The following is a 12,821-nucleotide window of genomic DNA, read 5'->3' as shown; positions in this document are numbered from 1 at the left end:
GATGCAGAACTGCTCAAATTCGGCGAATCCTTCGCTAGTAATCCCGAGCCAAGCCTCGCACAACCTTGACAAACCACTCTCCACCACCTAATCGAAGTTTTGATGCTCAAAGGCGCTGCGCCGGGGCAGTCCCTAGTCAAGCATCAAGGTTCTCAGGTCTCCAGTTCTTCATCGAGATCCGCCTCAATTCCGGCCACTCGCTACCGTTCGACGTGGCCCTGACAATCCCAAAAAGGTTGCCCGGACGCGCCACGCCCAAGGTGGCAGGCGATTGGTTGATGCCGGACGATCAATGGGACCATCCTGTACGTTAGATAGCGGACACACCATGCTTCGCTCCGCCGGCTGGGTCGCATCTTGGATGGCAGCCTTCAGCTTGAGGAAATCAGCAGGCGTGGTGAACCTGTCCAGCATCGGCGACGCGGTGCGTGCCGGTGTAACCTGATCTTCTCGCCGCTCGAGCGCTTCAGATTTCTGTGGGACGCCGATCGTGAGACTACGATCCACACCCCTCTCTGAACCGGTAATCTAAGAGGGTGCTCGCAGGAGTGGGAACACAGCTGCTCCCCGAACTATCTCGATATCGCCCGCAGGACGCAAACGCCGTCGCGTGCGGACGTCAGCTTTCGTCAGCTCTTTCCAGCCTTCGCCGCGCAGGCGACCTTCGCGGATTGACTGTTTGTTTCCAGCACGAACAACTTCGTCGAGCGCGCGGCTGACCATGCCGCACTCCTCTTCAAGTTCTTTCACCGACTTCTTTAGTTCGGCCGCCCGAGGATGAATAGAGGATGAGTGGCCAGGGAGCGACGCCCCCCAGAGCAGGTAGGAGCCCGATCCAATGTTGATGCTGTACCGTCAAGCGTCGTTAGCCTTTCGGGCATTAGGATCTGACGATGTCTAAAAGGAACGCCAACTTGCGCCCCGAAGTTAAGAAGCGCATTGCCCAGATCGAAAGTATGGCGCTGGTCCAGATTCAAGAGGTCATAATGGATTGTGTGTCCGAGCGGTCTGCTGGCAGGATGACGACATGTGAGGGCAATGCGTTGCGCCGAGCACTGAACAAACGGGGCAGCATCCTCAGACGAGACCTTGTCGCATAAGAGTTCGCGAGCTGGTCAGGCGAAGCACTGATGTCGCGCAGCCATAGGACACGCATTTAGCTGGGGAGAGCCTAGATAAATGAACGCTTCTAGGTGGGACTTGCCAGGCAAGCGATTTACCCGATGGTCTAAGCTGGACGACCAGCGGGTAATCGAACTGTGGGAAGCCGGGCGAGCTGCGAAAGAGATCGCGAGTGAGCTAAAGCGCAGTGAGTCGGCGATCAGGGCCCGGGTCGCCACCCTTGCACGCCTAAAGAAAGAACCCACGGTGGTGAGTTAGGATGAAGAGGAGCGGCGTCTTTTATTTGGACTCCCCTTACCCTCGGCGATTGTTGCCGGCTAGTGACGACATGGAGGCGAACTCGGCGCATTCCGCCCTTCGTCCGTCTCGCATTAGGTAGGCGACATGAAACAGCATGTCCGAGCGGCGTCAGCTGCGGTCGCGTTCGCTTACCATCGCCGCCGCGATGTCCTCGGCGTGTACGAACGCGTAACAAGCACGTGCAAAGAGATTGGTGTTGCCCTCTGCGCAAAACAAGTGGACGGATATGACCACGACAGTGAATGCCAGGTCAGCGGTTTGTTACCGTACTTATATCACGACGGCGCGAAATCGCCTTGGATATTGAGCCCCGGGACGTCGGAGATATGCATCGGCTATGAGGAGCGACACATTGTCCTTCTTCTCGGTGAAAATCATCAGCGGTCACGTTCAGGTATTTGATTGCGGCCTAGTCCTGGCCTTTCACATACACAATATGGTGGAGAAGCGCGCAATCCGACAGCTGTTGATACCCCTTGGTTTGCTGAGCCGGGTGATTTCTACGGCGGAGCTAGGCTAGAACGACGTCGAACTGGAGAGCTGCGAGGCGGCCGGCGACGCTGAAGCTGGCGTCCGCGTCTCTCGTTTCCGGCACTCAATAGCTTTGACGGCAGAAGCGCTTCTGGCCCAGATCACCGTCGCCAAATATACACAATGGCGAGCCGCCGTACCGCCAGAAGTCGGCGAACCACATTCACGCTGTGCCTCCTACAGAAGCGAGTTCACTTCCGTTCCGGCTCAATGCGCCGAACCGCACCAAGTTGCTGATCAACTGTTGTGAACTCTTGGCATTCGCGGCGGAGGCGAATGAACGCCTTCCGGTTTTGGTAGTGGTCCAAATGAGTGCCAGCAGCTAGCGTCTCAACGATCCGTAGAACACTACGGACCCCGGAGTTGCCGCGATACGCCAAAACGTATTTTCGACTCAAAGGACCCTAGAGTCCAGTGCTGCCGGAGCCCGTCTAAGTCAGGCCCGCGAACGACAGAAAGCAGAGAGGTTCGTCATCGACACCCGGTTTAGAAAGCTGGGGCATATTCAGTGTCCGGAGCCACGATACAAAACACCTGCGGACGAGCGACGCAAAACGCGACAAGCACAATCACCTGCGAATTGCGATACAAACCGCGGCGAACCGCGGAGGAGATTAGGTTATGGAGATCACCAACTTCGGACTCCCTGCCTTCATCGAGGACTTTCCGCCGAATAGTCCCGAATATGCCGACCTGAGCCATCGTTGGACCATCAACGTCAACGGCTGGATCCAGCAGGCGACTCCTGACCCGGCCTACTACTTCTACAATCCACTCTGCACTGATATCCCTTTGGGCACGGAAGCAGTGTTGGTCGAATGGGTGGCGTTTCCGGGTCGACTCGACCAGTACTATTCCAAGACGCCGCCAGTCAGTCCACCGAACCCATACAATCTCCTCCAGACCCAGGTTTATGAACTGGCCGACACCGGCTATTACGATGCCGGTTGCTGGCGTGCCACTGCGCGCCTGCCTCGCCAATCCGGTCGGGCTCTATATCCAGGTGCCGGATTCGTCGAGATTCGCCTTTGGGCCCAACATCGAGGTCGGCGTCGACGTGCCCGGCGACGCCAAACCGATCGACATCTACCAGATTCTGTGTGGCTCGGCCGAGGTCGTCGATCCGGTCAGTCGGGCACCGTTCCGAGGCAACATGGTGCTACATGCGGCCGTGCAGATTCCAGGGAATTGGCTCGCCATGAATCCGAATCTCACGCTGGCCGACATGCTGATTAACGGTCAGCCAATTCAATGGGCCGGTCAAATTGCGAACCAATTTAAGATCGGCTTGTTCGCGCGGCCGCTGGAGGCGGACCGGGCTGCGCCGCTCGCCGATTGCTCCAGCTCGACACCGACGCCCGGCGCGCCACTGCAATGCGTGTGGGCGATCTTGTGGGACGCCATGAGCGAGGTCAATGAACCATGTCCGACCGGCGCCAAGATGCCGCTCTCCAGCAACAGCACCTTCATCGCGCCCTGGCTGCCGGCTGACGGTTCGGCACAGGACCTCGTGCTGACCTGCAATCCAACCAGTGAGCCGGTCTCGGTACAGGTCCAGCTCGCCGACGGCTCGGGGCCGGATCCGAGCATTGCAGTTACCCTTCACAGCGCGACGCCAACCTTCTACGCGGTGCCTGGCAATTCCTATCCAGGCAACTACACGGCACTTGCTGTCACCGTAACGGTGCCGAGCGGCGCCAACCCCGGCCTGCGCGGCATCCAGATCACCCAGATCACCAGCAAAACCGTACTGGCTCTTCCTGCCGCGGTCTACATCACGGGTTAGAGCCATGGGTTACTGCTCGCGGACACTCGTCCTCGCCGCCGCTCTGTTCGCATTCGCGCGCGGCGGTCCGGCGCTGGCCCAGCCGACTGACACCAATCCCTGCGGTGCCATCGGCGTGACCCAGGTGCAGCCGAAGCCGATACTGCCAACTTATTTCAGCGCCGCCTCGAAGAATCAGATCGCAGCAGACTGCTTCGCCTGGCAGGAGTTCATTTACCTCAACTGGAAGGCCGACCCGAAGGTTTCGGGGACGCCGGATGCGAATACCCCGTGGGCGAGTTTCGGCATGCCGGGCGATACCTCGGCGACGGTCTGGGAAAGCTTCCTCTCGGCGAGCCAGGCGTTCACGCAATCGGACGCGCGCGCCAAATCGGATTGGCATGACAAGCGTCCGTCAACGAAAATGCTGTTCAATGTGTCGAAGCTCGGAGACGCTGTGCTCGAAAACATCGGCCAGGCTGGCAATGGCAAATGGATCACCGACCAGCGCGGCGTTCCGGCGTTCTATGAGATCCTGTTGAACGAGGACGAGTACGCCTACATCACCACCAATGTGTTCGACGATTCGGATCTCACCACATTCGCCGGCCAGCGCGCCTGCGCCTCGCAGCAGGGCCAGGGCGGACGCGGAGGCTTCAATCTGCCAGCCGGAAATGCGCAAGGCAACACAGACGTCGATTGCAAGGGCAAGGTCGCTACCTATGGCCAAGGAGTCGGCGCCATCGAGATCAAGGCCGCCTGGGTCGCGCTGCCCTCGGACGGTTCGCTCAACTACCGTTACAAGACGACGTTGGCTGAATACACCCTGCCTGGCGGAAAGCCTGTTCAGGCGACCATGGGCCTCGTCGGCCTGCACATCATTCACAAGGTGCCTGGGGCCAACCAGTTCGTCTGGGCAACCTTCGAGCAGATTGACAATGATCCCGATGACAACAACGGCAATCCGGTCGCGCCAACCTTGCCGCGCAATCCCAACCAGAAACCACCTCCAGGCTATACTTTTTTCAATGCGAACTGCAATCCGCAGACCGACATCTATTATCGCTGCAAGCCCAACACTCCTCCGGGCGACGCGTGTCCGATTGGCAAGCCGCCGACGCTAGACTGCTTTCCCTATTCGGCGCCGATGCAGATCACCCGTATCACGCCAGTGGACTCGCAGGCGAATTCCGTCACTGATTATGCTTGGAAAATCCTGCCGGCGGATTCGGTGTTCAACTATTACCGCCTGATCGACGTGCAATGGCCAAACAGCCCGCAGCCAGTACCGCCGCAGAGCAGTGTACCGCTCTCGACCGGCGACATCACGCCGTCGAGCGGCAGTCACATCGTCGCCAACACCACACTTGAGACCTACTTACAGACCCAGAAGTCATGCATGGATTGCCATCAATCCGCCAGGATAGGCAACCCATCGCAGCAAATAATCGCTAAAGTTGCCGGCCGCCGGCTGCGCCGCGTGCTGGTCGCGCCGCCCAAAGTGCGAATGGGTGCAACTGATAATCCGGACTACGCGTCCGATTATTCCTTCGTATTTACTGTGGAAACGAACCGATGAGCTGAGAGCAGTCCAAGCCCACACAGCGCCACGTCCAGGCAGGCCAGAGCAGCTCTGATGAAATCACCGAAGGCAGGCATGGGGCCGCCGGCACGACGATACAAGGCTTCGACAACTTCGGCCCGCCGGTTTATCGATGTGTCACCCGACGCGCGGGACTCGCGCGTGTCGCCATAGCTAGGAAGGCTCGTTGTACACGGTTCGAAAGCGACCGCCCCACGGCACTTAGACACGGCGTCAAGCCCTGAGTTCGGATCGTGCGCCAACCTTCCAGTCTTCCGCTTTGGCGCGAAGACGCCGCTCCGGGATGTGCTCTTCCGGCAAAACTGGCGCAGCCGTACAGTTCGACTCCGTCAGCCTTCGTTACCTAAAAATATTGAGCAACGAAACCTCAACCTAGGGTATACTCGCTTCCGTCGGCTGACTAACGGCCGTCGCGACGGCTCCACCCACGGAGTCTAGCGATGTCTGAGAAATCAGTGGTCACATTCAAGCGTTTGCGTTCAGATTTTGGAGTACCTTATAGCCGTACTCACCTTGACCGTTTGGAAAAGGCGAAAGCGTTTCCGCAGAGTTTCAAACTCTCGAACCATCGCAATTCGCCACGCGTCTGGTGGGCGATTGAGCGCGCTTGAGACTGGCGTGAACTGTGCGGTATCAGATATCGCGCGGTAGAGCTATCATATGGACGGTCATTCTCTGTGTGACACGCAGCCCGCTGTGTGTTGTTTTCAATTTCTGCTTCTGTACAGCGGCGGAGGCTCTGGCGGAGAGCGTCGCAGAAGGCTGTGAACCGGGAGTGCCGAAGGAGCGCAATAGGACAGAGCGAACGCGAGAGGACTCCAAACTGCTGCTCCTACCCCAAATGGGAGGTGACCCGCGCAAATTAATCACCCACGCTACTCTTGGTGAAAATGAACCAGAAGCTTCGATTCAATGACGGCCACGTAGGTGCGGGAGCCCCTCGATGAGGAAATTCGTCGGATTGATTGCCGTTTGTTTGGTGATCCTAGCTTCTGCATTTGACGGCGCGCAGGCGGAGAATTCGCCGAGTGCGGAGGCGCGCTTGAGAGAGAAGAACATTACGCTGCCGGTTGAAGCCGCTCCGGCCGGCAGTTACGTCAACGCGGTACAAGTCGGAAATCTCTTGTTCATGGCGGGCAACGTTTCAGGCGGTTTGAAGGGTAAGCTCGGACGGGATCTGACTGTCGAACAAGGCTATGAAGCTGCACGGCAGGCCGGCTTGGTCATGTTGGCAAAGGTGCGAGCGGCGCTCGGTAGCCTCGATCGGGTGAAACGTGTAGTCAAAGTGGTCGGCATGGTGAACTCGGCCGATGACTTCGGTGACCAAGCCAAGGTGGTCAATGGATATTCCGACTTGATGGTCGAGGTGTTCGGGGAATCAATTGGGAAACATGCCCGCTCCTCACTGGGCGTGGCGGCGCTTCCGCGCCTTGCCGCGGTCGAAGTCGAAATGATACTTGAGGTGGACTAAGTTTGCGCTGCTCGCGATCCCTTTTACTTAGGAAGGCTCTCACGCGCTCGAGGACTCTGCGCTTTTCGTTGCCCTGAAGCAGTGCGGCAATCAGGGCTAGAACATCAAAGGGGCGTTCAGATGCCAGATCAGGAGGTTGCCATGAAGCGGCGCGCTACCATTCCAACTACCGCAGCCCTGCTGTACCTCGCTGTCGCCGTCCCGATCGGCGATGCGTTCGCCCAACAGACGCAGCGCGTATCCTACAAAGCGGGCGCGGAAAATGCCAAATACACACAACAGCAGTTTCTCGACGTCGGCGATATCCCGGGTCATCAGGTGCGATCATTTGAAATTTATCGCTCTTTTCCGACTAACCCTCCTGTCGTCAATGGTTTGAAGATCAAGGAAACGTGGACGCGGGGCGTTTCCGACTACGTCGACAATAATGGTGCCGCCAGCATATACAATGTCTATGTGTTCGAGAACGGCGACAAGTTCTTCACCCGCGGTACTGTGCTCGCTCACAGCGCGGAACCGGGCAAGCTTAGCAACACGACTGTTTCGTATATCACGGGCGGCACGGGAACGTTGGCTAATATTCGGGGAATTGCGCGAACCACTGGCCACGCCGATCCCAAAGCGGGGGTAAATGAGTCGCAAGTCGAGATCGAATATTCGATCGGCAAGTAGCTGCGGATCTCAACACTTAACCATCTCATCGCTTAGCACTGGTCGATGCACGCGTTGGATTTCAGCGGATCGCGGAATGTCGGCTCAAGAGCACGGGCACCGGTGGCACCCACGGAGCGCCTTTCCGTGGCAGACGAGAAGTTGGATAGCTCAGAACACCTTTAGCGGTGCCAAGCTCACCTAGCGGGAGCGGATTCTGTCCTCGGGGCGCTCGGCCCGCCCGGCCGACTTCGTTCACTCGCGGTCTCGCCGATCTGCCACCGCGAACCCACTCACATGCCAAATTCGACGGCGGATCGAGAAGGGCTTGTCCGAACGGTGTTGAACTGCCCACTCCACAGACCAGCGTGGTGCTGAGCGTTGTGCCGCGACCTACGTTCTATGGGTAACGTCACGAACTAGGCCTCTCGCCCACCATTTTCAAAACGAATGATGCCGGCCAGTCGCGCGCAGCATCTCGTTCTGGGCGGTGGTGTAAAGTGTTTGCCAGGACTCTCTCAGCTCAGGGGTGAAAGAAGCGCCGAATTTGCGCTCAAAGCTCCACATCAACGCCTCGCCCATTGCGACAAAGTGCGATGGCTGAACGCCAAGTCTGGCGTGCTTGTGACCGGAAATCGCGATCAGCGATTGGAACATCGGTCTTTCATCGAGCGAGGCGACCAGCGCCGTGATCATATCGAGCACCTTCATCCGCTGCTTCTCAGTATCGCCGCCGAACATTTGTCTCGCATCAGGAGCTAGTTCGACGAACCTGTTGTAGCACAGGTCAGCGAGGTCGCGACGGATCGGCCACATCGCGTCAAATGATGTCCTGATAAGGTCGAGTTGCTCCGGCGTCATTGGTCACACGAGCAGGCTCGTAAAGAATGGTCTTGTGATCTCTGCCGCTGAGAGCTCCCTCTCATCTGAAGTGATGACGGAGACAAACTGGTGTTTGCAGTTCCAGCAGCGCCAAAGATCCTGAGCCTCATTCGCGGAGACGTGCTCGTGCCACTCGAGGGTGACTAATCCAGAACCACAGTGAACGCATTTGTTATGCTGCACTGTTGAGAACGGGAGCATGTAGAACCTCCTTTCTTACACACAAGCGACGAGTACGGCAGAAGGGTAAGCGTTGGTGAGCCGCCTACGTCGCAGTTCGATCCCGTAGACGACATGATCGCGGACCTAAGCGGCGCTCGCTCGCGTTCGTCTCATTGGTTCGCGAAGAAACGAGCTTGAACTGCACAGATTACGTCCACCAGTATTCCCAATGCGAGTGGTTATCGATCCTCACTGTGAATTTGGCGCCCAGGCAGTTCTGCAAAGCCGCCAGGAAAGCAGAAATTGCAGCTGGCATGGCGGCTCCGCCGGTAGCAAAAGCCGCAATAATGGCCGCAATTAGTCCCGCGGCCGATGCCCGAGCTACGCAATCTTTTATCTTTTGCTCATCCGGCCCCTCCACCACGAGCTCAAGCTCGTGGCGGAGTTTTTTCATTTCGAGGTGTGGCCATGGATCAAACTTTGTGCGTCCCGTCGGCTGAAAGCTATCGTCGAAACTTGCGACAATTTGTCGATGGATTGCGGGCATGGGAGCGAGCGCAGCCTGTTCGTTTGCTGCGGATGCAAGCAGCGTCGCTGCGACGGGTCCAACGTTAGCTGTGATATTGTTGCTGGCAGAATGAACACGAACGCCCGTGCACCATGCTGGATAGGGAACGATAATTTCAGCGGCAACAGGCAGGATGACTTGTCCAACGACTCCTGTCGGCTCATCACCAACGAAGTCGAAATCCCAGATGCCGTCTGCCGGAGGAGCGATATAATATCGAGGAGATAATCGAATGTGAGACCATCCAGTGGTCGGGACATCGCCAAGGGCAACGACGACAAGTTGTTCTTTGAGTGGAGCGGGTAACTGAATCAGGTTTGCTAATACCGCAGTAACGGTCCGAACTCTAGCCATGTCAATTCTCCACAATAGTGGCAGCGGCAGCCGGCATGGCCGACAAGCGTGCCGTCGGTCCTCTCATTGCATTTTCATACCAAAGGGGGTGTGAAGACTAAACTAGCGGCGGTGACCAGTCTCATCGCTGGTGCGCTGTGCATGCTGAGCCTTCACTCCCGTTCATTCATAAGTCGGGATGATCATCGGAGCCGCAACGGCGTAAGGTGGTTGCCAAGATCTGTGAAGAGGAAGCGGTCAGCGCGATAAGGGCTGTTGTGCCAGCAGGGTGTTCATCATGCGGCTCGACCCCCAGGTTGATCGAGCACACGCGTGCCATGAATCCATCGTCTCAATCAATCCCCAAGATCGGTAGTAGACGAAAGCGCAAGATCATAAGCCGCCATCCTGCTGAATGCTCAATGAACGTACTATTTGGAATACCGACCAACTACGGCAAGTACATCGCCAGCCTTAGCAATGATGACAACGGCGATATATCGCCAAATGCAGCGTGAGCGGCTTGGAGGAAATGATCCTCCCTTTTTTCGCCGCGGGCCATGATGCCCGACTGGCATGGGGCGGTGCTGGTTACGCCTCCTATTCCCGCCGCTGGTTCCGAACTCGCCCCCAGCGGCGGCAATCTGTGCCGAAATGGCATGTAGCACCCTCTCGCATGATCGAGCCGACTTGGCACGATCTGTGGACATCTGATTCGCGTAAGATCGATTTCGAATCTAGAATCGCGAGTCAAAGTCACCTATGCGATATTTCATCTACTGTCGGAAATCATCGGAAGCTGAAGATCGACAAGTCGCATCAATCGAATCTCGCATCAATCGAATCTCAGTTGACGACGCTGAAGCGAACATTCGTTGACGGATCTGACATAGAAATCGCCGGAACATACGAAGAGTCGTTCAGCGCGAAGGCCCCTGGTCGTCCGCTATTCGGTGAGAGGAGTCTATAAAGCGCGAGGAGACGATGAGCCATATCGGTCGCTTCAGCAACCGTGATCACTCTAGAGAGTTATCCCAAAATACCTTACAAAGCCGAGTCTACACGGGATGGTTGCTTACTCGAATCGCACTCCTGGCACTCATCGATCTTGCCGCACTGGCGTTCATCAGGTCCATTCCTTGACGCGTAACAACCGAGGGTTGTATACCGCCTTCAGCAACGGAGGTAGTATCATGGTCATTCGTTATCTAAAGAGATTCCGTATTCTCCTTGTTTCTCTCACGACCCTCTTCATTGGTGCCGCGGTGCTTATTTGGAATCTGGGCCTTACGGTAGATCTGCTACGAGCGGTCTGTGCATCATCATCGCTTTCGGTCTGCCTCTAGCACTTTTCCCGGTTCCACTCGGACGTTCACGCCCTCCTTCTTGAGGGCGTTTTTTGTGGATCAATTTCCCGCTCAACGGGGTTCAACAATTGTTCGAACGCTCGGCGTTCTCCGCTCGAGCGGCGTGACCACGTACGTCAACAAGGTTCATCACGTCGCCACCATAACCCAGATCGCAAAGGAGAAGGCTTCTGGACCTTGCCGAGTAAAGGTTGCGAAGGAAGCTTATAGAGCGCGGAGCCGGTGCATGGTCTCTGGCAAACGAGCTACCAAGGATAGATCCAAGATAGTACGTCAGAAAACTTCAGCATGGGCTGCGGTTGTTCATTTTTGCAAACATGTTGTATCCGAGGCCGGTGACCGCGCCGACTGCAAATCCAAAAAGAAGCGACACAACATATCGCTGACCGAGTTGGGCGCTCACTCCACCTGCGGCAAAGGAAGCGGCGCATATTATCAATCCGATGTAATTTTTCCTTTTGCCGCTGTTACGATTGTTCGTCAGCCATTCCATACTTAGAAATTGTACACCAGAGATACTTCATCGCCGACCGTAATTGGGTTGCGCGCCAATAATCCTGTCGCGAATGCGGGTAGAAATTGCCAAATTGGCAACTTTGCTGGGGCCCGGAGCGGTTCGATCCCAACGTCGTCGATCCGCGGCAAGCTGCTTTCGATGAGCGCGGCGACGATCGACCGGACGTTGGGCCGGATTCGGGAAGGGCTCGGACGGCTCGCAGTATCGAACTCCTCGTCGATCCCAAAACTCTGCCGGAGTTAATCTGACCGCCTGAACTCAACGCGTCAAAATCACTGTGAAGAGCCACTAGGCGGCCACTCGCTGCTGGCGGTCCAGCTGCTGGAGCGCCTGCGGCAGCTGTCGCTGGCGGTTGTGGCCGTTATCTGAACAGTCAAGCTGTCTCACCGGCTGATAGTGGGGCAGTTTGAATTTCGCCAATGCGCCAGGAACGGACATTCCGCGCGAAGGTTCATGCCGAGGCTTACGCGTGCGGCCTGAGAATGGTCGAAGGCCCTCCGGCCGCGCACGGCGGCGGCGTCAGCGACGAAACAGTTCGCCGACGAGCGGCATCGAATTCTCGAATAAGATGTGCCACGCCCGCGGGAACCGGGAATTTCTCACAACGAGATATACCCGACGATGGGCAGGCGTCATCTCGGTTGGGCTTCGCCCATCTTCCGCGACGCCGCCGCGATTCAGTTTCTCGGAGGCTCATCGGATGGTTATATTGCCTCCTGAAGTGACCGCTGAAATATTTCCTCCGGCGCCGCCATGGATCGAGCCATCATAAGACCCTTGATGGTCATAACCGCCTGGATATAATACGCTATCTATATGCACGTTCCCTCCTGAAGTGCGCGCATGCAACTGGAAGCTCGCCGAATCCGGCACTTGAACCGTTATGTTGCCGCCGCTTGTCTGGAGCGTCGCGACGGGCTGCGGGTCGAGGAGTTCCACCGCGATATTTCCGCCTGACGTTCGGGCATTGGGTATACTTCCTGAAACAGAATGCAAATCGATATTCCCTCCATAGGTGTTTGCGTCTATTCGACCGCCGACTCTACCGGCCGAACCTACGGTAATTCGTCCGCCACTCGTGTGAAGCGTCAGGTCGGCGGCTCCCTCGCCGATCTCGATTGCGCCACCGCTGGTCTGTGCATCGACGGTCGCATCAGCCTTATCCAAGGAGATCGAGCCGCCGCTCGTCTTGATCGTCAACGGCGAGTTGGCGGGAACGTCCAGTTGCAGGTCGATGAATGTCGGCGGCTGCCGATTTTGTATGCTGCAGTTGATCACAGCATCCCCGTTCGTCTGGATTTCGGCTCTCACGAAGCTGGCGTCTCCGGTCTGCAACCGCCAGCTTACTGTCAGCTCGTTTGTCGGTTTTGAATGAATTGTTATATTTGCCGAAGCCGCAGGCACGCTGATTTTGGCTCCCTGTGGCAAAGATACGCTTTTCGGCAGGTTTTGAGGGACGTTGATGGTCGTCATGATCATACCTCAAAAGATAGAATCGACCGACATTTTCTGTTCGAATATTCGAGGGCGCGTATTCGACCGCCCCCGA

The 12,821-nt window shown here is 57.0% G+C and carries 9 protein-coding genes; 5 read left to right on the top strand and 4 right to left on the bottom strand.

Annotated features, from left to right (window positions below; all coding sequences use genetic code 11):
• Positions 1–1,506: 1,506 nt before the first annotated feature.
• The 5 genes from ACVISU_RS17925 to ACVISU_RS17905 all read left to right on the top strand — a co-directional run bounded on the left by ACVISU_RS17925 (position 1,507) and on the right by ACVISU_RS17905 (position 7,464).
• On the top strand, positions 1,507–1,824 hold the full coding sequence (locus ACVISU_RS17925) for a hypothetical protein (protein WP_456707805.1): 318 nt from the start codon (positions 1,507–1,509) through the stop codon (positions 1,822–1,824).
• Positions 1,825–2,893: 1,069 nt separating this feature from the next.
• On the top strand, positions 2,894–3,739 hold the full coding sequence (locus tag ACVISU_RS17920) for a hypothetical protein (protein ID WP_456707804.1): 846 nt from the start codon (positions 2,894–2,896) through the stop codon (positions 3,737–3,739).
• Positions 3,740–3,743: 4 nt separating this feature from the next.
• Positions 3,744–5,297: a hypothetical protein gene (locus tag ACVISU_RS17915; protein ID WP_456707803.1), complete on the top strand. Its 1,554-nt coding sequence runs from the start codon at positions 3,744–3,746 to the stop codon at positions 5,295–5,297.
• Between the two features lie 967 nt (positions 5,298–6,264).
• Positions 6,265–6,792 carry a RidA family protein gene (locus ACVISU_RS17910; RefSeq protein WP_456707802.1) on the top strand — a complete coding sequence of 176 codons (528 nt, stop codon included), beginning with the start codon at positions 6,265–6,267 and terminating at the stop codon, positions 6,790–6,792.
• A 141-nt stretch (positions 6,793–6,933) separates the two neighbouring features.
• Positions 6,934–7,464, top strand: coding sequence for a hypothetical protein (locus ACVISU_RS17905; protein WP_456707801.1), 531 nt, complete (start codon positions 6,934–6,936; stop codon positions 7,462–7,464).
• Between the two features lie 420 nt (positions 7,465–7,884).
• Here ACVISU_RS17905 and ACVISU_RS17900 read toward each other — a convergent pair whose 3' ends face one another.
• From ACVISU_RS17900 to ACVISU_RS17885, 4 genes are all read right to left on the bottom strand, one after another.
• Positions 7,885–8,304 carry a globin domain-containing protein gene (locus ACVISU_RS17900; protein WP_456707800.1) on the bottom strand — a complete coding sequence of 140 codons (420 nt, stop codon included), beginning with the start codon at positions 8,302–8,304 and terminating at the stop codon, positions 7,885–7,887.
• Between the two features lie 391 nt (positions 8,305–8,695).
• Positions 8,696–9,409 carry a hypothetical protein gene (locus ACVISU_RS17895; protein WP_456707799.1) on the bottom strand — a complete coding sequence of 238 codons (714 nt, stop codon included), beginning with the start codon at positions 9,407–9,409 and terminating at the stop codon, positions 8,696–8,698.
• Between the two features lie 1,629 nt (positions 9,410–11,038).
• The gene (locus ACVISU_RS17890; RefSeq protein ID WP_456707798.1) at positions 11,039–11,248 is read right to left on the bottom strand and encodes a hypothetical protein; all 210 of its coding nucleotides are present in this window, start codon (positions 11,246–11,248) and stop codon (positions 11,039–11,041) included.
• Between the two features lie 717 nt (positions 11,249–11,965).
• On the bottom strand, positions 11,966–12,745 hold the full coding sequence (locus ACVISU_RS17885; protein ID WP_456707797.1) for a DUF4097 family beta strand repeat-containing protein: 780 nt from the start codon (positions 12,743–12,745) through the stop codon (positions 11,966–11,968).
• Between the last annotated feature and the right edge of the window lie 76 nt (positions 12,746–12,821).

This window comes from Bradyrhizobium sp. USDA 4452 (genome assembly GCF_054063575.1).
This window is presented reverse-complemented; position numbering and strand designations above follow the sequence as displayed.

Excerpts from the sequence above, each read along its gene's own strand:
- ACVISU_RS17925 (WP_456707805.1), top strand. The coding sequence starts at position 1,507 with ATGAAACAGCATGTCCGAGCGGCGTCAGCTGCGGTCGCGTTCGCTTAC.
- ACVISU_RS17920 (WP_456707804.1), top strand. The coding sequence starts at position 2,894 with ATGCCGGTTGCTGGCGTGCCACTGCGCGCCTGCCTCGCCAATCCGGTC.
- ACVISU_RS17915 (WP_456707803.1), top strand. The coding sequence starts at position 3,744 with ATGGGTTACTGCTCGCGGACACTCGTCCTCGCCGCCGCTCTGTTCGCA.
- ACVISU_RS17910 (WP_456707802.1), top strand. The coding sequence starts at position 6,265 with ATGAGGAAATTCGTCGGATTGATTGCCGTTTGTTTGGTGATCCTAGCT.
- ACVISU_RS17905 (WP_456707801.1), top strand. The coding sequence starts at position 6,934 with ATGAAGCGGCGCGCTACCATTCCAACTACCGCAGCCCTGCTGTACCTC.
- ACVISU_RS17900 (WP_456707800.1), bottom strand. The coding sequence starts at position 8,304 with ATGACGCCGGAGCAACTCGACCTTATCAGGACATCATTTGACGCGATG.
- ACVISU_RS17895 (WP_456707799.1), bottom strand. The coding sequence starts at position 9,409 with ATGGCTAGAGTTCGGACCGTTACTGCGGTATTAGCAAACCTGATTCAG.
- ACVISU_RS17890 (WP_456707798.1), bottom strand. The coding sequence starts at position 11,248 with ATGGAATGGCTGACGAACAATCGTAACAGCGGCAAAAGGAAAAATTAC.
- ACVISU_RS17885 (WP_456707797.1), bottom strand. The coding sequence starts at position 12,745 with ATGACGACCATCAACGTCCCTCAAAACCTGCCGAAAAGCGTATCTTTG.